Source organism: Pseudomonas sp. RP-B7, assembly GCF_059803535.1.
In genome coordinates, this window is record NZ_JAPFHC010000003.1 from 151,503 (window position 1) to 174,668 (window position 23,166).

Sequence of the window (23,166 nt, forward strand, 5' to 3'; positions counted from 1 at the left end):
CCATGGCGATTGAAACGTTCACCTGGGCCACCCAGCACGGGGAGGCGCCGACTCTTGAATATAGGACCAGGGAATCGCGCTTTGGCGGGGGCTATAAGCAAGTTGTCGGCGACGGGCCAAACAATAAAGAAGATGCATACCCGATAACCCACACCGGAAGTACCTCGGCAGCAACGGCAATGATGGCCTTCTTCGATCGGCACAAAGGCGCAAAGGCCTTTCTCTGGACTACGCCGCTGGGGGAGTTGGGCCTATTCACCTGCAAGAACCCAACCCCCACCCCTATGGGCGGGGGCGTATTCAAAGTGACGGCGACGTTCGAGCGCGCCTTTCACCCATAAAGGTCTATCCATGTCGCTGATCAATGCTCTCCAGACTCTTGAGCCTGGCAACGAAGTCATGCTGTTTGAACTGGACGGCAGCGATTACGGCGCCGACGTGCTGCGCTTCCACGGGCATGCCGTACCGCACACGCCCGCCGAACTGCTGGCCGCCGGCCCGAACGCTGACCAGCTGCCGGCCAAGTCGATCTGGTGGAAGGGCGAAGAGTACGGCGCGTGGCCCATGCACTATGAAGGCAGCGAAGCAAACGGCGACGGCACCGCGGTAAGGCCCAAGCTTTCGGTTGGCAACGTGAACGGGAGGATCACCGCGCTGTGCCTGGCCTTCGAGGATCTGCTGGAGTTCAAGCTGACCATTCGCAACACCCTGGCCGAATTCCTCGATGCGGTGAACTTCGAAGACGGCAACCCGACGGCAGATCCAACTCAGGAGTCGATCGAAGTCTGGTACGTCGACCAGAAGACCAACGAAGACGGCGAGACGGTCAGTTGGGACTTGGCCAGCCCGGGCGACGTCGGCGGCGAAACGATTGGGCGGCAGATGACCACCCTGTGCCACTGGTGCCTCACAGGTGGCTACCGAGGTCCAAACTGTGGCTACACCGGCCCCTACGTCACAAAGGACGGGGTTGTCACAGATGACCCGGAACTCGACGAGTGCGACGGAACGCTCGGCAAAGGCTGCGACCCGCGCTTCGGCGTAGGAAACCCCGCCTCATTCGGTGGATTTCCAGCTGTGTCACTTATTGCTCGGAGCTGAAAAATGCGCAAACACATCATTGCGGCCATCCAGTCGCATGCAGCGGCCGAGTACCCGAAAGAGTGCTGCGGGCTGGTACTTGCCGTGGGCCGGGCGCAGAAGTATTTTCCGTGCCGGAATATCGCCACGGAGCCGAGCGAAGAGTTCCGGCTCGATCCCGAGGACTACGCCGCGGCGGAAGACCTGGGCGAGGTGATCGGCATTGTCCATTCACACCCGGACGCAACCAGCAGGCCTTCACCGCACGATCTGGCCATGTGCGAGGCGACGGCGCTGCCCTGGCATATCCTGTCCTGGCCCGAGGGCGACATGCGCACGATTACGCCCTCTGGCGCCGTGCCGCTGCTCAAGCGACCATTTGTTCATGGTGTGTGGGACTGTTGGGCTGTATGCGAAGAGTGGTACCAGCGCGAGTGGGGCCTTAAGTTCGAGAACTTCAAGCGGGCTGATGGCTGGTGGGAGAGCGCAGACAGCGCCAGCTTGTATGAGGCGAACTACGCCGCCGCTGGTTTCGAGCAAGTGGATAGTCCGCGACGTGGCGACATGCTTGTGATGGAGGTAGGCCGCACGGCGCATCCAAACCATGCAGGGATATACCTGGGCACTGACGCAACACTGCCAGGCGAAGATTCAGGCGTGTTCGGTCCTGGACCCTTCGTCCTGCATCACCTGTACGGCCGGCCATCAGAAGTAATCGTCTATGGCGGCCCGTGGCTTCAGCGAACCCGCTTAATTCTTCGACACAAGGAGGCCCGATGAGTGCCATCGCCTATTCGCCGATGACCACCATCAAACTGTCCGGCTCGCTGGCCCAGAAGTTCGGCCGGCTGCATCGGCGCCAGGTCGCATCGGGCGACACGTGGGAAGTTTTCCGGGCGCTGAAGGCCACCATTGACGGATTTGAGGCCGAGATCCGCCGTCTTGATCGCCTGGGCCTTCGCTTCGCCATCTTCCGCAACCGAAAAAACGTCGGAGCGGACGAGTTTGGCATGGGCGGGGCCAGGGAGATAAGGATCGTTCCAGTGATCGAGGGCAGCAAGCGCGGCGGCATTTTGCAGATTGTTTTGGGCGTGGTGCTGATCGCAGCGAGCTACTTCGGCGCACCGACGGCGCCTGCGGGTATCGCGCTGCTGGCCGGCGGCGTTATCCAGATGCTCAGCCCACAGGCCGCTGGCCTCAAGCAGAGCGCATCCCCAGAAAACATGCCCAGCTACGCATTCGGCAGCGCAAAGAACACCACGGCCAGCGGCAACCCTGTCCCTATCTGCATCGGGGAGCGCCGGTGGGGCGGGGCGATTATCTCGGCATCGATCTACGCCGAAGACAAGACATAACCGCGACGCATCGAGCAAGCCGCCCAAGAGGCGGTTTTTTATTGCCTGGAGGAAAGCATGGGCGCAACACAGAAGCTGGATATTCACGGCGCTAAAGGTGGCGAGAGTAAGCCAAAGTCTCCAGTAGAGGCGCCTGACAGCCTGCGCTCAACCAACGTGGCCAAGATCCTGATCGCCGTGGGCGAGGGCGAATTCGACGGCACGCCCACCGCGCGCGACATCTTCCTCGACAACACCCCAATCCAAGATGCCAGCGGCAACTACAACTTCACCAACGTGAAGTGGGACTGGCGCCCAGGCTCTGTTGACCAGACTTACATCCCTGGAATCCCGTCTGTCGACAATGAGACTTCGCTGAACATTGAGCTGCGCAGCGGTACGCCTTGGGTCCAGTCGCTGACCAACCTGCAACTGTCGGCGGCGCGAATTCGGCTGGCTACGCCTCGACTGGCGAGCCAGGACGGCGAAGGGAACATCGGTGGTTACAGCATCCAATACGCGGTCGATGTGGCTACCGACGGAGGGGCGTATCAGGAGGTTTTGGTTGGAGCCATTACAGGCAAGGCTACCACTCGCTACGAAAAGTCCATGCGTATCGATCTCCCGCCGGCCAACAGTGGCTGGCTGATTCGGGTTCGCCGCATCACCCCAAACCAGAACACCGACAAGATCGCCGACAGCCTGTTCATCGCCGGCTACACCCAGGTTATCGACGCAAAGCTGCGCTACCCGAACACGGCGCTGCTTTTCATCGAATTCGATGCCGAGCAGTTCACCAACATTCCGGCCGCGACCGTGAAGTGCAAGGCCCGCCGCTGGCAGGTTCCGAGCAACTACGATCCGTTGGCCAGGACGTACACCGGTGCTTGGGACGGGACCATGAAGGATGCCTGGACCAATAACCCGGCCTGGATCACGTACGGCATCTGCACCCAGGACCGTTTTGGGCTGGGCCGCCGGATCAAGCCTTGGATGGTGGACAAGTGGGAGCTTTACCGCATCGCGCAGTACTGCGACAAGTTGGTGCCGGATGGCGCCGGCGGCACTGAGCCACGCTTCCTGTGCGACATGAACCTCCAGGGCAAGGCTGATGCATGGTCCCTGCTACGCGACATTGCCGGCATTTACCGCGGCATGACGTATTGGGCCCAGGGCCAGTTGGTCATGCAAGCTGATATGCCTCGGTCGCAGGACATCGACTACGTCTTCACCAGGTCCAACGTCATTGACGGAAAAATCTCGTACGGCAGCGCATCGGCGAAGACTCGCTTCACGCGCTGCCTGGTCAGCTACGATAACCCGCTGAATAACTACGATACCGATGTTACCGTCTATGCAGACCTGCCGCTGCAGCGCCGCCTTGGCGACAAGCCGACTGAAATCAGTGCGATCGGTTGCACCCGGGCATCTGAAGCCCAGCGCCGCGCTAAATGGTTGGTGCTGAGCAACAACCAGGACCGCACCGTCAGCTTCAGGACCGGCATGGAAGGCCGTATTCCGATGCCTGGGTTCATTATCCCCGTTGCTGACTCGCTGCTGGCGGGCCGTGAGATCGGCGGGCGCATTGCGGCGGCGGCGGGGAAGGTCGTCACCTTGGACCGCGACACCCTGGCAAAGCCCGGCGACCGGCTGGTGGTTAACCTTCCCGGAGGACGCGCAGAGGGGCGAACCGTGGAGAGCGTGAGCGGCCGCAACGTAACCGTGACTGTTGCCTACAGCGAGGCGCCGGCTGCACAACTTCAGTGGGCAATTGATGCTGACGACCTTGCGATCCCTCTCTATAGAGTAATGAGAACTGCGCGGACGCCTGAGGGCGATTACGACATCAGCGCCTTGCAATACGAGCCGAGCAAATTTGCCAGCATTGACACCGGCGCACGCCTGGAAGAGCGCCCGATCAGTGTTATACCGATCACCGTGGTGCCAGCGCCGAACAGTGTCACGATCACGTCGAACGTATCAATTGACCAAGGCCTGGCAATCAGCACCATGAACATCTCGTGGCCTGCCGTCCCTGGCGCGGTCGCGTACGACGTGGAGTGGCGTAAGGACAGCGGCAACTGGATCAAGCTGCAGCGCACGGGCGCGACAAGCGTGGATGTCACTGGCATCTACTCGGGCGCCTATCTGGCTCGTGTTCGCTCGGTGAGTGCCTTTGAAATCTCGTCGATCTGGAAGAGCTCCAACCTGACCAACCTGGAAGGCAAAGTCGGCCTGCCGCCGGCGGTAGCGCTCTTGACCACCACCAGCGAACTGTTCGGCATCGGCATCCGCTGGGCTTTCCCGCCCGGCGCCGAGGACACTCAGCGCACCGAGCTGTGGTATGGCCCAGCCAATGACCTGTCGGCGGCTACCAAGCTTGCCGACTTGGCGTATCCCCAGGCGAATTACAGCATGCAGGCCCTCAAGGCCGGCGCGCAGTTCTTCTTCTGGGCGCGCCTGGTGGACCGCACCGGCAACGTCGGTCCGTTCTATCCGGTGGTCAATGGCGTGTTGGGGCAGGCCAGCTCAAGCGCCAGTCCAATCCTGGAGCTGATCGCCGGCCAGGTGGGCGAGTCCGAACTGGCCAAAGAGATCCTTGACGAGATCGATCTGATTTCCGGGTCCGGACCCGGCTCGGTCAATGATCGTTTGGAGCAGACCAAGCAGGAACTGGAGGCTCTGATCGACCAGGTAACGGACGCCCTTGTCTACGACCCGGCCAAGACCTACAGCGCCGGGCAGATTGTTCGCACCGTGCAGAACCTGTGGCAGGCGCTCAAGACGGTGCCGGTGGATACCCCGCCGCCCGCTGTCGAGTTCTGGTTCAACATGGGCACCATTGCCCAAACAACCCAGGCCATGGCGCTCCAGATCCAGCAGAACAAGACCTCTATCGAGGCTGTGGACGGCAAGGTCACGGCGAACGCTTCGGCGCTGCAATCGCTCCAGGCAAGCTGGCGCGAGGATGACGGGGAGGGTGATCTTGCCGGCGCCCTGCAAAACTGGGATGCCGCCGCGAAGTTTGCACAGCAGGTGAAGTTGCAGGCTTCCGATAACCTGGCAATGGTTGAACGCACTACGTCGCTGGATGCGGCGGTGGGGGCGAACAAGGCGGCATTGACCACGCTTGAGCAGGTGGTGGCCACCGACAAGCTGGCAACCGCTGAGCGTATCGACCAGCTGAAAAGCAGCGTAGATACCAATACTGCTGCCGTGCAGACCGTCACGCAGTCACTTGCGGATACCAACAACTCGGTTGCATCCCAGTCCACCACGCTCGAAGCCATCGCTGGCGGTGCTCGCGACGGCACTGATGAGGGGGATCTGGCCAGCGCAGTCAACGAGTGGAAAAACAAGGCGTCAATCCAAGTCACCGCCAGGGCTCAAGCCGACACCGACGGCAAGTTGTCCACGATGTGGGCAGTGAAGATGCAGGTCAACGCCAACGGCCAGTACGTGGCGGCCGGGATCGGCCTGGGCATCGAGCAGAACGCCGACGGCTTGTTGCAAAGCCAGTTTCTGGTCAGCGCTGATCGATTTGCAGTGGTGAACACGCTTGCTGGTGGAGCAATCACCACGCCTTTTGTGGTGCAGGGCGGTCAGGTCTTCATGAACTCGGTGCTCATCCAGGACGGCACGATCACCAACGCCAAGATCGGCAGCTACATCCAGTCGAACAACTATGTGGCGGGGCAGAGTGGCTGGAAGCTGTTCTTCGACGGAACCTTCGAAATCAACAGTGCTTTCGGTGGGCAGGCGCGGCAGGTCATTAACAATGCCGGCGGCAAAGTGTTCGATGAAAACGGAGTGAAGCGGTATCAGTGGGGGGATCTTTCCGCATGACCTATGGAGTGAGAGCTTGGGGGCCGACCGGCCTCCTTGAGCTGGATGAAAGCTCCTTTACTGTCAGGGTTATTCATTCCTCGATAGTTACAAGAGGGCCGCCGATTTCATCCGGCCCAAGGAATGTATATATAGCTATTCCTGGTATCGAGCCAAGCACCCATTCAGCAATATGCATAACTTCCGGCGCTTACCCGAAGGACCCAAATGCACAGAATCCATATGCTGCTCAATTTGAGCCCCAAGTTGTTTCGGGTGGGGTTTATGTTTGGTTTGGTAATAGGTATTTCACCGACTCAGATATGGCTCTCGGCTCCCAAAGGCTGCTGGTTATGAGGTATAGGTAAATGTCCTATGGCATTGAGTTTAGGAACAGCAACGATGTGGTGACTCTTGATTCTGAATTTTCAAGATTGGTTGTTTTGCAGAGAGGAAGATACTCTGGCGGTGCTACTTTTTCACCACCAATCACCACCGATGAACCTCCGCTGGTTTTTGTAAGGCCCGATGCATCATCCACTTTTCAGTATGCAACTATCAGCGGGACGCCTGGGAACTGGACGGGATTCACCTTTATAGGGAATGTGCCGGGGAATTTTTTTGTTGCGGCATTTCAGTCGCGTGAAGTTTCCGGTTATGGTTTTCGGATCTGGGATGGACAGTCGAAACTTCTTTTTGATAGTGGCACGCCCTGCGCACAATTCACTAGAACGATAACGCAATGGACGTATCTTGGCTCAAGCAACACCTCGCAAGGACAGACGAAAAGTAGTTGGACGGCTTATTCGCCAGTTGATACTGGTGACTATATGCTGATAAATAATATTGGTATGGATGTTTGTGGGTCTTCCTCGGGGTACGCAAAGCTCTACTGTACTTGGGAGTATGAGAGTAATCGAATTGTTCCCTTTATAGTTGGCGTATCAAACTCTGTGCATTTTTATATTCCAATATCTTTCGCCAAGCCAATGTCCTAAGTAAGACGGCTTGTTGATGTTCAATATCCGCCAAGTGCGGTTTTTTATTGTCTGGAGAAAAACATGCCATGGTATAGAACCGGCACCGTTGCTGTAACTTTGAATTCCAATACTGTTACAGGCACCGGCACATCCTTTGTCGCCAACTGCCGAGTAGGTGATGCGTTTCTCGGTCCTGATGGCGGCTGGTACGAGGTCACCAACGTTGTCAGCAACACGGTGCTTTCGATCTCACCGAATTATCGTGGAGCGACGAACGCGGCGGGGGGCTACTCCCTCACGCCTGTGCAGGGGTACACCAAGGACCTGGCAGATCAGGCCCGGGCGATGATTCAGCAGTGGGGCAGTACTCTGGCTGGTCTGGGCTCGGTGTCCACCGAGAATGTTGTGCCCGTCACAAAGGGGGGTACTGGATCAACGACAGCTGCAGGCGCCGGCGCCGCGCTCGGCCTGAAAACTGGTGCATATGCTGATCTGGTCGGCATCGTGACGTCTGGCGCGATATTCGAAACAGGTACAAACGCAAACGGTACCTACATCCGATTCGCAGATGGCACGCAGATCTGCTTTGGATTGGTTACGCGCACCTGTGCTGTAACGAACGTAACCGGGTCGCTTTTCTACGGTTACGCGGCGACGATTACCTTCCCATCTGCCTTTATCGCTGCGCCGACATTTATGTGCCAGTCCTACAGTTCAGGGGTTCTAACATGGGACGGTAATGGTGGCAGTACGACAAGCCTTGGCGTGCCTATGATGCTTTCGTCTGCCTCCGTGGCCTCTCGCAATTTCAGCTGCAATTACTTGGCGATAGGTAAATGGAAATGATCATTAACCTGGTATCAACCCGTTCCGATGCGAGTCTGGAAATCTTCAAGCGCGGCGATTCGCTGACCATCAATGGTGTTGCTCTTGATTTCGGCCCCCTGCCGGACGGGGCAACGCTTCCTGCCGAAGCCGTGGATTGTGAATGGATCAACGACGCCGTCGAGCGTGTGAATGGGAACCTGATCGTAACGATCACCATGCCCGTCGGCCCGTGCGGAGGCCAGGCCTCATGGTACCCGGCCAGTATCACGAACCCGCCGGAAGGGCGCGTTTCGCTCCCAACAGACTTTGATCAGAAACCAGCACTCCAGGAGATCGCGCAATGATCGACTTCAGCCAGGCAGTGACCGCCGAACAGAAGCGCGCTGTCGAATATCAGTCCTCCCTTGCAACCGCCCACTCTCAGCGCCGCGCAGCCTATCAGCAAGAGTCTGATCCACTGAGACTTGAGATCGCCTACGACGCGCTTGTTCAAGGTGCTGTGCCGGACTTTTCCGCCTGGGTTGAGTTGGTGACGACAATCAAGGCGCGCTACCCGCTCCCGGCCCCGATTGAAGCTTGACGCTCAAACCGCATCCACACCCGCCATGAGCGGGTATTTTTTTGTCTGGAGAAAAGCATGCCGACCACCGAAACCCGTGGGGTGCGCAACCGCAACCCCGGCAACATCGACTACAACCCCGTCAACCAATGGCAGGGCCAACTCAAGCCAGACCCAGCCATCGAGAAGCGCTTCGCCCGGTTCGACACTGCCGAGAACGGTATCCGCGCCCTGGGCAAGTTGCTGCTGACCTATCAGCGCAAGCACGGACTGAAGACGGTGAAGGCCATCATCAGTCGCTGGGCACCGGCGGTGGAGAACGATACCGCTGCCTACGTGCGCGCCGTGGAGGCGAACACCGGCACCCGGCCTGGGGCGGATGTCGACCTGACCCAGGCGCTGGTGATGGCTGGCTTCGTCAAGGCGATCATCCATCACGAGAACGCCGGGTATGCCTATCCCGACGCGGTGCTGGCGGAAGGCGTGCGGCGGGCGTTGGCATGACGTCCTGGCAGATCTTGGTCGCGATCCTGCTGGCGATGGTGATCAGCGCCGGCGGCACCTGGCAGGTGCAGGACTGGCGCTACGGCGAACAGTTGGCAGAGATCGAGCGGGACCATGCCGTCGCACTCAAAGGCGCCGGCGACGAGGCCAGGAAAGAAGAACAACGCCGCCAGGCGTCAGTGAACAAGGAGGCAAGCAATGCGCGAGAACAGAACAAGGCTGCAGCTGTGGATGCTGGCACCGCTGATGCTGCTGGTGACCGGCTGCATGTCGAAGCCACCCAGTTTGCCGCCACTGCCTGCGGCGATTCCGGAGCTGCCCAGCGAGGCGCGTCAGCCACCCGCGCCGCAATGGTGCTCTCCGACCTGCTCCAACGGGCTGACAAAAGAGCGGGAGAGTTGGCGGTCGCGTATGACCGCGCCAGAATAGCTGGACTTGCTTGTGAGCGAAGCTTTGATTCGATGCGTCAATAAGGGATTGTGTTCTCTCGGCAGGACGCCGTTGGAGGGGGGGGCCGTGATTGCGTTAAGGGCTCGTCACGGCTGAGCCCAAGGCATTTCCCAATATGTATCAGGAAATTGTCCAGATCGTAGTTAGGGAAATAAACGAGAATACAAACCCGACAACCAGAGTAACTTGGGCCACTGTCACAGACGAAGAAACTAAATTTTCTCTGTAGAATCGCTTGATCTTAGAGTCGCTCACTCCGAGCTTTCTGAAGTACTCTGCCTCAGCTCTTAGCCCCGATAACACTAAAAAAAGCGATATTAACAGAGCGATTTTGAAAGAAATTATAAGCCCAACTGCATACATGCGACGTCCCTATTCTCTATCTATCATCCCCTTACACCATGAGGATTGTGTGGGTATGGTATCGCTATCTTTTGCTAAGTACAACGGCGTCTTTGTTGGTCGCTCCGTTGATTCTCTGACCCTTTGGCGCCTTCTCTATGGCGCTTGGTTATTTCCGCCGGCCTGCCTTGCCTGCGACAGCGGGGCGATTCTACAAGCGAACGCAGGATGTGTCAGGTTTGTGGGTTGGTGTTCGTCGGCAGGACGCCGATGGCAGGAATTGCGGAACAGCTTCAGAAATTGCGGAACAAAAACACTAAGGGCCTGCATGAAGTATCTCATGCAAGCCCTTGATATATATGGTGCCCGAACCCGGAATCGAACCGGGACGCCCTTACGAGCGGGGGATTTTAAGTCCCATGCGTCTACCAGTTTCGCCATTCGGGCGGTAGCGCGGTGAAGCAGGGTTGGGAATATATAGCCCCGGACGCTTCGGTGCAAGTTCGAATAGCAGGTTTGTTACACCCGAGAGGCCAGAAAAAACCTCGGTAGATCAGTGATCTACAAAGGATTTTTGGCGTGACTCCAAGGTCGCTCGATACGCGCGGGTAGGCCTGTTCAACCCTTGGGCATGGGGTTAATCTGCCACGCCCCCAATCATAAAAAGGAAACAATGATGAGCGTCGAAACCCTGCCGCAAGAGGGCGGCTGTCGCTGTGGCCACGTGCGTTTCAGCCTGGGCCTGGAACCGGTGATTACCATGGCGTGCCACTGCACCGGTTGCCAGAAAATGTCCTCCAGCGCGTTTTCCCTGAGTGCCTTGGTTCCCGCCAGCGGCTTCACCGTGACCCAGGGTTGCCCGGTCATTGGTGGGTTGCACGGGGTCGATCGCCACTACTTTTGCCCTCATTGCATGAGCTGGCTGTTTACACGCCCCCATGGCATCGACGAGTTCGTCAACGTGCGCGCGACCTTGTTGGATAACACCCGTGGCTACGCGCCCTTCATGGAGACCTGGACCTGCGAAAAACTGGCCTGGGCAACGATCCCGGCCGTCGAAAGTTTTGCGCAATTGCCCGAGCCCCAGGACTTCCCGCGATTGTTGCAAGCCTACGCGGTGTTCAAGGCGCGCTGACGCTAGTCAATCAACGCCAACAGGTCGGTGTCGCCCACATCCACGCCGGCCTGGGACAGCAAGGTGGTGGCCTGGCCGCGATGGTGGGTCTGGTGATTGAAAAAGTGCAGCAGCAGGCTGAAGAAATCCTTGTCCGCTGCCACGCCGCGCATGTTGTGGTAATGCAGGCGGTGATCGAGATCGGGCTCACGCACGGTGTGCGCCCAATCGATGATCATCTGATCCAGCCAGCGACGTCGAGCAGTGAGTTCGCGCAGATCGGCAAAGGCCAGTTGTTTCAGGTCGCCTGGTGTGGCTACCCCGTCCAGCGCAGCCAAGGTTGTGTAGCGTGCGGGGTGCCGGGCAAAGCGCTTGAGCCACACCGTGTCGCCCAGGGCCAAGTGGTTGAGGGTGCCGAGGATTGAGCCGAAAAACGCCTGGCGATCCACGGCCAGCTGCGCAGCACTCAGTGTGCCAGCGGCATCGTAGAGCTTGCGGTTCATCCACTGGTTGTAGCGGGCCATCAGCGCGATGTGCTCGATCCGGTTCACGTGGGTTTTCTCCTGAAGGCGCGGTGGCGCCATCATAAGCTGTGCCCGCCCGGCGGTCATGGTGTTCCGGCAGGCGCGGGCTATGGTTGTTAGACGCCAACACTGCGCCCTCGGAGGGTGACACCATGAACACCAGCGATCTACTCGAACAACTGTTGCGCGCCGGGCAAGCGGGCGGAGCCTCCTCGGGCGGAGGCCTGGGCGGACTGCTCGGCGGCTTACTGAAAGGCACCCGCACCGGCAATGCCTCGGCCGGCGGCGGTCTGGGGGATTTGCTGGGTGGCCTGGGCGGCATGCTGGGCGGCGCTACGGCGCGTCCGGCACAGGGACGTGCCGGCGGGATGAATTACGCGGCGCTGGCATCCCTGGGCATGATGGCCTTCCAGGCGTATCAGGCGTGGCAAAGCCAGCAAGCGAGTAAACCGCAGGCAGCCTTCCAGACGGCCGACCAACTCGCCGGCCCTGAAGCCGAAGCCCACAGCCATGCGGTGTTGCGCGCGTTGATTGCGGCGGCCAAGGCCGATGGGCGCATCGATGAAAAGGAGCAGCAGATGATTTCCAATGAGCTGCGCCAGCATACGGACGACACGCAGCTGCAACAGTGGCTCGACACCGAAATCGCCAAGCCCCTGGATGCGGCGGACTTTGCCGAATTTGCCGGCGACCCGGCAGTGGCCGCCGAGGTGTACCTGGCCAGTGTGATGCTGGTGGACGATCAGCAGGACGCCGAACGCAATTATCTGGATGACCTCGCGGCGCAGCTGCAACTCGACCCACAACTGCAACTGCACCTGGAGCGCCAGGCCAAAGCCTAGAAGCGCAACGTGGCGCCGGTGGTCAACCATTGGTCGCGCTCACCGATCAGACTGCGCCCGACCACCAGGTCCACATCGAGCAACTCGCCGAGGTGCACGCGCGGCCCGGCCTGCCAGGCCTGATCGCCGCCTTGCTGACCGTAGCGCTCGGCGATCAGCGTCAGCCACTGCGCCGTCTGGTACTCCACCCCCGTGCCCCAGGTCAGGCGGTGGTTTTGCTCACCGTCGTCGTAGGCATGCGTCCAGCCCGCGTTGAGGTTCAGGCGCAGCGCCTGCACGGGTTGCCAGGTCAGCGGCACGTTCAGGTCCGCGCCATCAAACGCGTGCCGACGGTCAAGGGCGAGGTGCGCCCCGGCCGATACGGCGATCTCCACGCTACTGCGCGACAGCACCTGCGCCTTGAGCTGCGGGTTGGCCTGAGTTTCACCGCCGGCCCGTGACAGCGCCGCGCCCCACTGCACTGACGGCAAGCCGCTGAAGGTGCAGGCGGGCGATAGGCTTTCACTGTGCGTGCTGCCGTCGTGGCGGTTGGCAGTGAACCAGGCGTCGACGTTGCATTCCCCCGGCGCATTGATCGCGCCATCGTCGACGACATAAGCCCCGCCGGCGGCATGGGCCTTGGACAGCAGCGCAATGATCAGCAGCAAGGCCAGGGTCAAACCGATGAAAATCAGGTTGCGTTGAAGCGCGCGGCGCTTTGCGGGCGGCAACAGCAACAAGCTGTGACGCACGTCGCGAGCATGACGCGCGCGGTATTTGGCGAAGCCGTCCCGGCGCTTCGGGGTGTGTTTGTTGTGCATGATGCACCTCCCTTGAATTCAGCTTTCTACGGTCAGCACCGAAATGCCGCTGGCTTTGGCCTGGCACACCAGCTCCGAGGTGTCGTCACCACCCGGCAGGGCGATGACCACGTTGGGGCGGCTGTCGGTCAGCATGAAATGGTTGCGCTGGCGTTCCGCCTGCTTGCCGTGGCGCTGCCAGTTGGGCGGGTAGCGCACCACGTCGATGCCGAGTTCCCGCGCCCATTCCTCGACGTCACTACCAAGGAATTGGTTGCCGCCGTGGATCAATACCTGCACCGGGTACAGGCGGTGGTAAGCGTCCAGCACTTGGCGGGACTTTCGGGTGTCGGCGTAATGACGACCTGCACAGATCAACACGCGCATATTCGAATCCTTGTGATGCACGGTGACGGCCGGGCGACCGCCACCGTTTGAACGGCGGGGATCAGTACCACTGCTTGAAGCGGCGGATGTAGATCGTTTTCATCAGTTGGGCCACGCAGCAGTAGCTGAGCAGGGTGCCCACCAGCCATGGGAAGTACGCCAGCGGCAGCGGTTGCAGGCCGACCAGGGTGCCCAGGGGCGAGAACGGTACGTAGATCCCCAGCGCGATCACCACGCAGGTCATCATCAACACCGGCCAGGCGGCGGTGCTTTGGAAGAACGGGATCTTGCGGGTGCGCAACATGTGCACCACCAGGGTTTGCGAGAGCAGGCCCTCGATAAACCAGCCGGACTGGAACAGGGTCTGCATTTCCACGCTGTTGGCGCTGAACACGTACCACATCAGGGCAAAGGTGGTGATGTCGAAGATCGACGAGGTCGGCCCGATCCAGATCATGAAGCGGCCGATGTTTTTCGCATCCCACTTGCGTGGCTTGGCCAGGTATTCCTTGTCCATCTTGTCCCACGGCAGGGCCAACTGGGAGATGTCGTACATCAGGTTTTGCAGGAGCAAATGGATCGCCAACATTGGCATGAACGGGATAAATGCACTGGCCACCAGTACCGAGAACACGTTGCCGAAATTGGAGCTGGCGGTCATGTTCAGGTACTTCATGATGTTGCCGAAGGTTTCGCGGCCCTTGAGCACGCCTTCTTCGAGCACCATCAGGCTCTTTTCCAACAGGATGATGTCGGCTGATTCCTTGGCGATGTCGGTACCGCTGTCCACCGAGATACCCACGTCGGCGTCGCGCAGTGCCGGTGCATCGTTGATGCCGTCACCGAGGAAACCCACGGTATGGCCGTTGGCTTGCAGGGCCTTGAGCACACGGGATTTTTGCAGCGGGGTCAGCTTGGCAAACACCGTGCGTTCTTCGACGCGGCGCAACAGGGTGGCGTCGTCCATCGCTTCGATTTCCGTGCCGAGCAGCGGCTGGCCAGGTTCAAGGCCGACCTGACGACAGATCTTGCTGGTGACCACGGCGTTGTCGCCGGTCAGCACTTTTACCGCTACGCCGATTTGTTGCAGCGCGGCAATCGCCGGGCCGGCGGTTTCCTTTGGTGGGTCAAGGAAGGTCAGGAAGCCCTGGATCACCAGGTTGCGCTCATCGGCGGTGGTGTATTGCTGGCGGGCCAACGCCTTGGGAATGTTGCGCGTGGCCACCACCAATACGCGGAAGCCGTCTTCGTTGTAGTCGTTGGCCAGCGCCAGTAATTCGGTGCGGCGGCGCTCATCCAGCGGTATGGCGTCACCGCCCTCCATGACGTGGGTGGAAATGCTCAACATCTCCTCAACCGCGCCCTTGCACACCAGCAACTGATCATCGGCGGCATCCTTGACCACAATGGACAGGCGACGGCGCACAAAATCGAACGGCAATTCATCGACCTTGCTGTAGGCAAACGGCACCTGAAACTTCGGGTTCTGCTCCGAGAACTGCACGACGGCCTGATCCATCAGGTTTTTCATGCCGCTTTGGTGATGGCTGTTGAGCCACGCCAGGGACAGCACCGCATCATCACGTTGGCCGAAGGCGTTGACGTGGTGTTCGAGGATGATTTTGTCCTGGGTCAGGGTGCCGGTCTTGTCAGTGCACAGCACGTCCATCGACCCGAAGTTCTGGATCGCGTTGAGGCGCTTGACCACCACCTTGCGCTTGGCCATCGCCGTGGCGCCTTTGGCCAGGTTGGCGCTGACGATCATCGGCAGCATTTCCGGGGTGAGGCCCACGGCAACCGCCAGGGCGAACAGGAACGCATCGCCCCAGTCACCCTTGGAGAAGCCGTTGAGCAGGAACACGATCGGCACCATCACCAGCATGAAGCGGATCAGCAGCCAGCTGACGCTGTTGACCCCACGGTCGAACGCGGTCTGCACCCGTGAGCCGACAATCGCCTTGGCCAGGGAGCCAAAGTACGTGCGCGAGCCGGTGGCGACCACCACGGCGGTGGCGCGACCGCTGACCACGTTGGTGCCCATGAAGCAGATGTTCGGCAGGTCCAGCAGGTTGCCTTGGTCGGCGGCCAGGGGCGCGGCGGACTTTTGTGTGACGTCGCCGAGGGTGTCGTATTTTTCTACCGGCAAGGCTTCGCCGGTGAGGACCGCCTGGCTGATAAACAAGTCGCGGGACTCGATCAGGCGGATGTCGGCCGGAATCATGTCGCCGGCCGACAGCTGCACGATGTCGCCGGCCACCAGATCGCGCATCGGCACTTCGCGCAGGGTCGGTCGGGCGCCGACCTGTTCGCGGCGCAGTACGGTGGCGGTGGTGCGCACCATGGCTTTCAAGGCTTCGGCGGATTTCGCCGAGCGGTGCTCCTGCCAGAAACGCAGCAGGCTGCTGAGCATGACCATGGTCATGATAATGATGACTTTGGTCAGGTCGACCTCTTCACCGGCTTGCAACGGCAGCCAATAGTCGGTGACAAAGCTGATGCCGCCCAGGGTCAGTAGCACGTAGATGAACGGGTTGTTCAGTGCTTGCAGGAACTGGACTATGGCGTGTGGCGGCTTGTCATGGGCCACTTCGTTGTAGCCCTCGCGTTGCAGGCGCGCTTGGGCATCCAGTTCGGTCAGGCCGTCCCGGGTGGCGCGTACGTTGGCGAGTGTGGCCGACAGACCGTTGTGGGCTTCGCGGGCGGCGCGCATCGACAGTCTGGTGTCGGCGTCGCTGGTTTTTTTGTTGTGCAGTGGCGTGTTTTTTACGGCGCTCATTTGCTGTACTCCTGTCGCCAATTCTCGACAAAACATACCCGGTACTTACCTGCTGACAGGCGAGCGAAAGCATGCCGAGCCGCGGACTTCGCGATCGGTTTAAATAAAGTGTCTGGACAACGGTTGTTGCGGCTTTAATTAATTAGCGCGCAGCGAGTTACAACTGGAATAGTTCATAAAGAACTCCAGGGTCATAATCAGTTAGTTGCTGTTTCCAGCGGGTTTAAGCGGCGCGTGCGCTCACGTAAAGACCCAGGCTGGAAACCTTCGGTCTCTGTGGATCTTGAGGGTCGGCGTGATCCCAGTGCTGCACCAGTTGGCCGCTGTGTGGGCAGATACGCCAATGCGCCAGCGGATGCGCCGGACGCACTTTGGGGGAGGGTGTGGCAAAGGCCGAGCGGCCCGCGGAAAAACCGCCAGGCGTGCGGCACAGCTTGGCGCGCAGGGCTGCGGCCAAGGTGCGAACATCATGTAAAACAAAGGCTTGGAAGGTCATAACACACCTCGGGACCGGACGGGCGACCGGCGAGGCAGTTACGGTGGAGCATCGAGCTCTAGCGCAGCTTACCGGACCGGGGAGGCGAGTCCTGTCATATTCTGGGTTTGGCGCCCGATGCCCGCAAACGCGGTGCTCGGACAGCGACTAGATACTGTGTCCATTGGCTTCTTTTGTGAGGTTTAAAAAAGGCCCCAGTTGCGGGCAGGGGCAATCTACTCAGGCAGTTACAAAATGTCAACGCATGATTAATTAAAATGCCCGGCGTTCAGAGTTCATTCAGACAAGAGGCACTTGGAAGTTAGTCGATATATAACTTCAAATGCCTTGTGCCGCGAGAATGGCCAAGTAGATCAACACCACGCCACAGGCGCCATAACTGACGCGCTGCCAAGTGGGCGATGCATTCTGGCGCAGCAGGTTCACCAGCGCGGCAATCAGGAAGCACGACAGCACTGAAGCCAGCATGAAGCCGGCAAAGAACATCAACGTCTGCCCGTGGCTCGGCGTCGCGCCGACAATGCCCGACAGCGCACTGCCCAAGGCGCCCCAATAGACGATGTTTTTCGGGTTGGCCAAGGAAATCGTCGCGCCGACGGCCAGTGCATTCTTCGCCGAACTGGCTGGCGCGCTGTCGGCGTCCGGCAAATTCCAGGCGTCGAGCAGGCTGCGCACGCCGAGCCAGGCCAGGTACAGCGCGCAGGCCACGGTCAGCGGCACGCGCACGGCGTCATGCTGGATCAGCAGTGCAATCCCCGTAAGGCCAATCACCGCCCATACCGCGTCGCCCACCAGCGATCCGATTTGTACCAGCAGCGCCGGGGTAAAACCTTGGAGCAAGCCACGACGCAGGGTCTCCGCCAGCACGGCACCGGGAGATAGGCAAAATACAAAACCAAAAACCAGCGCGTAAAAGAAGATCGTCAGCATGCCCGCGTCCTTTCAGGAAAGTGCGAGAGCATACGCTGCAGATTTCCGTTACAGCAATCCAATGCGCTCAAGTTCCGCCTTCAATTCGGCCTCGCCGAGGCGCGCAAAGGGCAGGGCGAAAAATGCCCGGCAGCGGCACTCGATGGTTTCCAGCGTGGCCTGGAAAGCGGCGTTGAGCATGGCTTCGTCGCCTTGCACATCCGAAGGGTCTTCAAGCCCCCAATGGGCCTTGAGTGCTGGCCCGAAATACACCGGGCAGGCTTCACCGGCGGCCTTGTCGCAGACGGTGATCACCAGATCCGGCGGGCAGCCTTCAAACGCGTCATTGCCTTTGCTGTACAACCCCGCGGTGCGGATGCCGGCTGCTTCCAGCGTGCTCAAACTGCGGGGGAGCACCTGGCCCTTGGGGAAGCTGCCTGAACTGATGGCTTCGAAACCCTGCGGCGCCAAGTGGTTGAACACGGCTTCGGACAAGATGCTGCGGCAGCTGTTGGCGGTACACATGAACAGGACTTTCATTTCAGATACTCAAACGCAAGGCCAGGGCGGCAAGGGTGATCAACAGCACCGGCAAGGTCAGTACGATGCCGACCTTGAAGTAGTAGCCCCAGGTAATGGTGATGCCTTTACGCGCGAGGATATGCAGCCACAGCAACGTGGCCAGGCTGCCAATCGGGGTGATTTTCGGACCAAGGTCGCTGCCGATCACGTTGGCGTAGATCATCGCGTCCTTGACCACGCCCACGGCATGGCTGGACTCGATCGACAGTGCGCCGATCAACACCGTCGGCAGGTTGTTCATCGCCGAAGACAGCAACGCCGTCAGAACCCCGGTGCCCATCGCGGCGCCCCATACGCCGTAGGTGGCGAAGGTGTCGAGCCAGGTCGCGAGATACGTGGTGAGGCCGGCGTTGCGCAAGCCGTAGACCACCAGATACATGCCCAGGGAAAAAACCACGATCTGCCACGGGGCTTCCTTGAGCACTTTGCGTGTGGAGATTTTATGACCCTTGGCGGCAATGACCAGCAGGAGCAGGGCGCAAGCGGCAGAAATCGCGCTGATGGGAATGCCCAGCGGCTCAAGGGCAAAACAGCCGATCAGCAGGATGCCCAGCACCCACCAGCCAGCGCGGAACGTGGCGCGGTCATGAATGGCATGGGCCGGTTCTTCGAGGTCGGCCGGGTCGTAGGCCTGCGGAATATCGCGGCGGAAAAACCACAACAATACGGCCAGGGTGGCAGCCACGCTGACGAAGTTCACCGGCACCATTACCGCTGCGTATTCGTTGAAGCCGATCTTGAAGTAATCCGCCGAGACGATATTCACCAGGTTCGACACCACCAACGGCAGGCTCGCAGTATCGGCGATAAACCCCGCGCCCATGACAAAGGCCAGGGTCGCCGCCGGCGAGAAACGCAGCGCCAGCAGCATCGACATGACAATAGGCGTGAGGATCAGCGCCGCACCGTCATTGGCAAACAGTGCCGAGACCAGCGCGCCGAGCAGCACCATATAGGCGAACAATCGTCGCCCGCGCCCACGTCCCCAGCGCGCCACATGTAACGCGGTCCAGGCGAAGAAGCCGGCCTCATCGAGCAGCAGGCTGATGATGATCAAGGCGACAAACGTGCCGGTGGCGTTCCAGATGATGTGCCACACCACCGGAATATCCCCCAGGCTGATCACGCCGCAGACAAGGGCCAGGATCGCGCCCATCGTCGCGCTCCAGCCGACCCCGAGGCCCTTGGGCTGCCAGATGACCAATACGATGGTGAAAATAAAGATGCCAATGGCGACAAGCATGAATAAAAACTCCGATGGCTCAGCAGCAACTGCTGGCCCGTTGTGGTCGTTCGCCCATTGCATCCAGACGCTGGGCGTCGGTCTGCAACCACGGCAGGTTGGCTTGCAAGGTGATCTCCAGCACTTGGGTGACCCAGTCGGGCAGTGCGGGATTGATGCGGTAGTAGATCCATTGACCCTGGCGACGATCCAGCATCAACCCGCAACTGCGCAATTGCGCCAGGTGACGAGAGATTTTCGGCTGGCTGTCATCCAAGGCATGGATCAGTTCGCACACGCAAAGTTCGCCTTCACGCAGGATCAATAACGTCATGCGTGCGCGGGTGGCATCGGCCAGGCATTTGAACAGCGTGGGAGGGGAGATGAGCTCGGACATGGCCTTGGCCCTATACATATGGAAATTCGAATATACGTATTTCCATATGTATCGGTCAAATCCGGTTACGATTGATATGGATCAACGCTCCTCAAATCAGCCACAAGTGTTTGAAATTAAAATGAAACACGAATGTCCTAAAGTGCCTGCCCATTGCTGATGAAGGAATCCCCCGCGTGACCCGTGCCACTCGCAACCTGCGCAAGACCCTCGATTCCGTCGCGGAAAATAACGAAACCGCGGCGTTCGACCTGATGCGCGCCGTCGAAAAACTCGGCGATGAAGTGCTGCGCCAGCGCTTGCTCAATACTATTCATCGCCTGAATCAAGACGCCCACGAGTTGCGCGAAGCGCGGGACTCGGTGGAACAGGTGTCTGTGCGGCTCGCCTGAGCAAGATCGTTCAAGACAAGCCCCTTGTTGCGCTGGCATGCTTGTCGACTGTCTGTCGATGAGCTGTTTCCATGCCTACCGCCTTGCCTCATTACGCCTTCGCACGCGGCGCAATCGCCGTCATTCCGTTGTCCCTGGCCTGTGCGCCGTGGGGGCTGCTGGCCGGCTCCATGGCCATCGATGCGCAATTCACCCCGCTGGAAGCTCAAGGGTTGTCGGCCATCGTGTTCGCCGGTGCCGCGCAGTTGGTGGCCATTGGCATGGTCAAGAGCGGCGCGAGCCTGATTTCCATCCTGCTGACCACTGTGCTGTTGACCTCCCAGCATCTGCTCTATGGCATGCACATGCGTCCCACGCTGTCGGCGCTCAACACGCGCTGGCGCATGAGCCTGGGCTTTTTGCTCACCGACGAATTCTTCGCCCTGGTCAGCCACTATGATCGCGAAACCTTCAATCGCTGGTACGCACTGGGGGTCGGCCTGACGTTCTACATCGTCTGGAATCTGTTCACCCTGGCCGGCATCGTGCTTGGCAAGAGCATTCCCGGCCTGGATCAACTGGGCCTGGAGTTTTCCATCGCCGCCACCTTTATCGCGCTGATCACCCCGGTGGTGCGCGATGTGCCGACCGTGGTCTGCGTGGCCGTGGCGTTGCTGTTTTCGGTCTGGCTGAGCTTCCTGCACTGGGAGTCGGCGGTGGTGGTCTCCGGTGTACTGGGGATGAGCGCAGGCTATGCGTGCAAGCGATTGGGGGTAGGGCAGCAATGATCTTCATCATGATTGTGGCGATGGGCCTGGCAGTGTTTCTCAACCGCTATCTGTTTATCGAGCCACGCCTGCCGGTGCGCCTTAACCGTGGCGCGCGAGAGTTTCTTGGGTTTGCGGTGCCGGGCATGCTCACGGCGATCTGCGGGCCGATCATTTTTCTCGCCGACCACCAACTCAACCTGAGCCCGGCCAACCCGTACTTGCTCGCGGGCATCAGCGCGGTGGCGTTGATGTACTGGACGCGCAACGTGTTGCTCACCGTGCTGCTGAGCATGGCGTTGTTCTATCTGTTGCGCTGGCTGCTCTGACGTCCAGGCGAAAAAAAGCCCGCGGGAGGGCGGGCAGAAGGGAGGCTTTAAAAAAATGAGCCCGGCCACTATAGATGGCGCGTTCTCCCTTCACAGTGAAACTAAATTCATCCCGCCGACAGCAAGGCAGCCCCGTGTGGGGCTGCCTTGTCATATCAGTTTTTGGCGTTGAGCTTGCGCAGTTCTTCATACGTGGCCGACTGGACGAACCAGAAGCCGGAGATGATGCACCACGTCAACGTACCGCCGACCAGGACCGCCAGGCCCGATAGAAAGCTCGCACTGAACATCGACACCAGGCCAATCAGCCAAACAAAGGCCAAGGCGATGTAGAGAACGGTGTTGTTGACGCTGATGACGAAATCTTTCATGACGCTTCCTTGTAGAGAATATCCCGTTGACCTCCTCAGTGAGATCAACCGCGGCATCATAATGCCATGTGCCAGACCGCGCCAGCTTTGGCCCCGCCGTCGCGCGCAAATGGTAGAGTCGCGTTTTTTCCTGGGGAGCAATGGCATGCACAAAGTGGTAATGGGCGCATTGGTACTGGCAGCGCTGGCCGGTTGCGCAGGTTCGAAGATGAAAGAGGCGCGCTCCGGTACGCCCTACAAAACCCTGGCTTCGGACAAAGCCACGTTGGTGGTTGCGCAGTGCATCCAGTTCGGCTGGCAGGATGAGAGCGTATTTGGCGTGGACGCCGGCGGCTTCAAGGAGCCGAACGGGGCGGGCGGTTTTACCGTGTACACCACCGGTGGCGACTACTTTGTCGACGTGCAAAGCGCGGGCGCGGGTGCCAGCGTCAAGTATTACGCCATTGAAGACAACATGCCTGCCAAGCGTCGCCTGGCAGCACTCGCGACTTGCCTGTAATCCATTGCCTTAGCGGATTTAGGAATTGCCCGGCGGGACAGCCGCCGGACATTGGCTTATCATTCCCCCCGCTCGTTCGGCGTGATGGCTCTTTACCAGTACACGGACGTCGAGGCCGAAGCGTCGGACGAGCATCTTTTTCCTCTAGCGGGGCATATAACCCAAATGCCAGCGCCGGGGAATCTTCAGCGACAATACCCCTAACGCCGCCGCCAATCCGCCGCTGACCAGCAGCGCCTTGAGGCCCATCTGCTGCTCCAGCACCGCCCCGATCACCGCGCCGACAAACATTCCAGTCCACGGAATCAGTTGCACACGCCAGCCATTGCGGCGTTCTCCCAGCAACCAGCGCCCCAGGCCGCGGCCAAAGCGCGACAGCGCACCCGTTACGTACGTCAGCCCCACCGGCAAACCATTGACCTCTTCGACCGCTGCATTGAGCATGCCCATCGCCAGGATTGCCGCCAGCAGGGCGGGTAGTGCATCGACCATCGGCAACCAGGCGCCAACGCACAACAAGGCAGCAATACACAGCAGCAGCGGCAGGGCATGCCGACGGCTGAAGCGGCTGACCACCACGCCCAACGCGTTGCCGATGACAAAGGTAGCGACGAGCAACAGCAAGCGTCCCGTCAAGCCCAGATCTCCCGCACTGATTGCCACCGCCAGACGCGTGGTGTTGCCGCTCATGAACGAAACAAAATCACCACTGGCCATAAAGCCAATCGCATCGGTCATGCCCGCCAACACCGAAAGGCTGGCCACCAGCATCATCCCGACCCGACCGCGCCAGCGCTGGCGGTGGGCAAGTGCAGCATTCACGTATGGCTTGGGGGACGAAGGCAGCATGGGGCCGGGCTCCTGGGTGAAATTATTCGGCCACTACGGTAGGACGCTTT

General features: G+C 59.8%; 28 protein-coding genes and 1 tRNA gene. 17 read left to right on the forward strand and 12 right to left on the reverse strand.

The genetic code is table 11. The annotated features are described in order from the left end of the window. The first annotated feature begins 2 nt into the window (after nt 1-2). From OPU96_RS05065 to OPU96_RS05115, 11 genes are all read left to right on the forward strand, one after another. Nucleotides 3-341 carry a phage tail protein gene (locus tag OPU96_RS05065; protein WP_498558773.1) on the forward strand — a complete coding sequence of 113 codons (339 nt, stop codon included), beginning with the start codon at nt 3-5 and terminating at the stop codon, nt 339-341. A gap of 10 nt (nt 342-351) precedes the next feature. Further along, on the forward strand, nt 352-1,101 hold the full coding sequence (locus tag OPU96_RS05070) for a phage minor tail protein L (protein ID WP_498558774.1): 750 nt from the start codon (nt 352-354) through the stop codon (nt 1,099-1,101). Nucleotides 1,102-1,104: 3 nt separating this feature from the next. Then, the gene (locus tag OPU96_RS05075) at nt 1,105-1,860 is read left to right on the forward strand and encodes a C40 family peptidase (protein ID WP_339496940.1); all 756 of its coding nucleotides are present in this window, start codon (nt 1,105-1,107) and stop codon (nt 1,858-1,860) included. After that, a complete protein-coding gene (locus OPU96_RS05080; RefSeq protein ID WP_498558775.1) occupies nt 1,857-2,435 on the forward strand; it encodes a tail assembly protein in 579 nt (192 codons plus the stop codon). The genes OPU96_RS05075 and OPU96_RS05080 overlap by 4 nt, the downstream gene beginning before the upstream one ends. Before the next feature lie 57 nt (nt 2,436-2,492). Further along, nucleotides 2,493-6,260 carry a TipJ family phage tail tip protein gene (locus tag OPU96_RS05085; RefSeq protein WP_498558776.1) on the forward strand — a complete coding sequence of 1,256 codons (3,768 nt, stop codon included), beginning with the start codon at nt 2,493-2,495 and terminating at the stop codon, nt 6,258-6,260. 347 nt (nt 6,261-6,607) lie between these two features. Then, entirely contained in the window at nt 6,608-7,237 is a 630-nt protein-coding gene (locus OPU96_RS05090) for a hypothetical protein (RefSeq protein ID WP_498558777.1), read from the forward strand. A gap of 63 nt (nt 7,238-7,300) precedes the next feature. Then, on the forward strand, nt 7,301-8,065 hold the full coding sequence (locus OPU96_RS05095; RefSeq protein WP_305390756.1) for a phage tail protein: 765 nt from the start codon (nt 7,301-7,303) through the stop codon (nt 8,063-8,065). Further along, nucleotides 8,062-8,391, forward strand: coding sequence for a hypothetical protein (locus tag OPU96_RS05100; RefSeq protein ID WP_226456092.1), 330 nt, complete (start codon nt 8,062-8,064; stop codon nt 8,389-8,391). The genes OPU96_RS05095 and OPU96_RS05100 overlap by 4 nt, the downstream gene beginning before the upstream one ends. After that, on the forward strand, nt 8,388-8,627 hold the full coding sequence (locus OPU96_RS05105) for a hypothetical protein (RefSeq protein WP_226456091.1): 240 nt from the start codon (nt 8,388-8,390) through the stop codon (nt 8,625-8,627). Before OPU96_RS05100 ends, OPU96_RS05105 begins: the two co-directional genes overlap by 4 nt. Nucleotides 8,628-8,684: 57 nt before the next feature. Further along, nucleotides 8,685-9,110 carry a structural protein gene (locus tag OPU96_RS05110; RefSeq protein WP_226456090.1) on the forward strand — a complete coding sequence of 142 codons (426 nt, stop codon included), beginning with the start codon at nt 8,685-8,687 and terminating at the stop codon, nt 9,108-9,110. After that, complete coding sequence (locus OPU96_RS05115) at nt 9,107-9,583, forward strand: DUF2514 family protein (protein WP_226456089.1); 477 nt, start codon at nt 9,107-9,109, stop codon at nt 9,581-9,583. Before OPU96_RS05110 ends, OPU96_RS05115 begins: the two co-directional genes overlap by 4 nt. Before the next feature lie 679 nt (nt 9,584-10,262). Here the strand turns inward: OPU96_RS05115 and OPU96_RS05120 are convergent. Then, a tRNA-Leu gene (locus OPU96_RS05120) sits at nt 10,263-10,349 on the reverse strand. Between the two features lie 229 nt (nt 10,350-10,578). On the opposite strand from OPU96_RS05120, the gene OPU96_RS05125 reads away from it, so the two are divergent. Then, the gene (locus OPU96_RS05125) at nt 10,579-11,037 is read left to right on the forward strand and encodes a GFA family protein (protein ID WP_498558778.1); all 459 of its coding nucleotides are present in this window, start codon (nt 10,579-10,581) and stop codon (nt 11,035-11,037) included. 2 nt (nt 11,038-11,039) lie between these two features. Here OPU96_RS05125 and OPU96_RS05130 read toward each other — a convergent pair whose 3' ends face one another. Then, complete coding sequence (locus OPU96_RS05130; protein WP_192299989.1) at nt 11,040-11,567, reverse strand: DinB family protein; 528 nt, start codon at nt 11,565-11,567, stop codon at nt 11,040-11,042. 125 nt (nt 11,568-11,692) lie between these two features. Between OPU96_RS05130 and OPU96_RS05135 the strand changes: the two genes are divergently transcribed. Continuing rightward, complete coding sequence (locus OPU96_RS05135; protein ID WP_498558779.1) at nt 11,693-12,382, forward strand: tellurite resistance TerB family protein; 690 nt, start codon at nt 11,693-11,695, stop codon at nt 12,380-12,382. On the opposite strand, the gene OPU96_RS05140 is transcribed toward OPU96_RS05135, so the two are convergent. From OPU96_RS05140 to OPU96_RS05175, 8 genes are all read right to left on the reverse strand, one after another. Continuing rightward, the gene (locus OPU96_RS05140) at nt 12,379-13,182 is read right to left on the reverse strand and encodes a PA4824 family protein (RefSeq protein ID WP_305390748.1); all 804 of its coding nucleotides are present in this window, start codon (nt 13,180-13,182) and stop codon (nt 12,379-12,381) included. The two genes, OPU96_RS05135 and OPU96_RS05140, sit on opposite strands and share 4 nt — an antisense overlap. An 18-nt stretch (nt 13,183-13,200) precedes the next feature. Beyond that, on the reverse strand, nt 13,201-13,548 hold the full coding sequence (locus OPU96_RS05145) for a DUF2493 domain-containing protein (protein WP_192299992.1): 348 nt from the start codon (nt 13,546-13,548) through the stop codon (nt 13,201-13,203). A 61-nt stretch (nt 13,549-13,609) separates the two neighbouring features. Further along, nucleotides 13,610-16,324, reverse strand: a complete 2,715-nt coding sequence (gene mgtA / locus OPU96_RS05150) for a magnesium-translocating P-type ATPase (RefSeq protein WP_498558780.1) — start codon at nt 16,322-16,324, stop codon at nt 13,610-13,612. A gap of 223 nt (nt 16,325-16,547) precedes the next feature. Beyond that, entirely contained in the window at nt 16,548-16,820 is a 273-nt protein-coding gene (locus OPU96_RS05155) for a hypothetical protein (RefSeq protein WP_192299994.1), read from the reverse strand. Nucleotides 16,821-17,138: 318 nt separating this feature from the next. After that, entirely contained in the window at nt 17,139-17,750 is a 612-nt protein-coding gene (locus OPU96_RS05160; RefSeq protein ID WP_192299995.1) for a LysE family transporter, read from the reverse strand. 48 nt (nt 17,751-17,798) lie between these two features. After that, on the reverse strand, nt 17,799-18,269 hold the full coding sequence (locus OPU96_RS05165; RefSeq protein WP_305390743.1) for an arsenate reductase ArsC: 471 nt from the start codon (nt 18,267-18,269) through the stop codon (nt 17,799-17,801). Between the two features lies 1 nt (nt 18,270). Then, nucleotides 18,271-19,554, reverse strand: a complete 1,284-nt coding sequence (locus tag OPU96_RS05170; RefSeq protein WP_498558781.1) for an arsenic transporter — start codon at nt 19,552-19,554, stop codon at nt 18,271-18,273. 19 nt (nt 19,555-19,573) lie between these two features. Beyond that, entirely contained in the window at nt 19,574-19,930 is a 357-nt protein-coding gene (locus OPU96_RS05175) for a metalloregulator ArsR/SmtB family transcription factor (RefSeq protein ID WP_305390741.1), read from the reverse strand. Between the two features lie 176 nt (nt 19,931-20,106). Between OPU96_RS05175 and OPU96_RS05180 the strand changes: the two genes are divergently transcribed. The 3 genes from OPU96_RS05180 (at nt 20,107) to OPU96_RS05190 (ending at nt 21,397) form a co-directional block, all read left to right on the forward strand. Beyond that, nucleotides 20,107-20,322, forward strand: a complete 216-nt coding sequence (locus tag OPU96_RS05180) for a hypothetical protein (RefSeq protein ID WP_025856028.1) — start codon at nt 20,107-20,109, stop codon at nt 20,320-20,322. 71 nt (nt 20,323-20,393) lie between these two features. After that, on the forward strand, nt 20,394-21,089 hold the full coding sequence (locus OPU96_RS05185) for an AzlC family ABC transporter permease (RefSeq protein WP_226456860.1): 696 nt from the start codon (nt 20,394-20,396) through the stop codon (nt 21,087-21,089). After that, nucleotides 21,086-21,397 carry an AzlD domain-containing protein gene (locus OPU96_RS05190; protein WP_192300000.1) on the forward strand — a complete coding sequence of 104 codons (312 nt, stop codon included), beginning with the start codon at nt 21,086-21,088 and terminating at the stop codon, nt 21,395-21,397. The genes OPU96_RS05185 and OPU96_RS05190 overlap by 4 nt, the downstream gene beginning before the upstream one ends. A gap of 155 nt (nt 21,398-21,552) precedes the next feature. On the opposite strand, the gene OPU96_RS05195 is transcribed toward OPU96_RS05190, so the two are convergent. Further along, nucleotides 21,553-21,768, reverse strand: coding sequence for a hypothetical protein (locus OPU96_RS05195; protein ID WP_034098026.1), 216 nt, complete (start codon nt 21,766-21,768; stop codon nt 21,553-21,555). 145 nt (nt 21,769-21,913) lie between these two features. Between OPU96_RS05195 and OPU96_RS05200 the strand changes: the two genes are divergently transcribed. Then, nucleotides 21,914-22,267, forward strand: a complete 354-nt coding sequence (locus OPU96_RS05200; protein WP_192300002.1) for a hypothetical protein — start codon at nt 21,914-21,916, stop codon at nt 22,265-22,267. Nucleotides 22,268-22,411: 144 nt separating this feature from the next. Here the strand turns inward: OPU96_RS05200 and OPU96_RS05205 are convergent, their stop codons facing one another. Next, nucleotides 22,412-23,116 carry a YoaK family protein gene (locus OPU96_RS05205; RefSeq protein WP_192300003.1) on the reverse strand — a complete coding sequence of 235 codons (705 nt, stop codon included), beginning with the start codon at nt 23,114-23,116 and terminating at the stop codon, nt 22,412-22,414. Nucleotides 23,117-23,166: the final 50 nt, after the last annotated feature.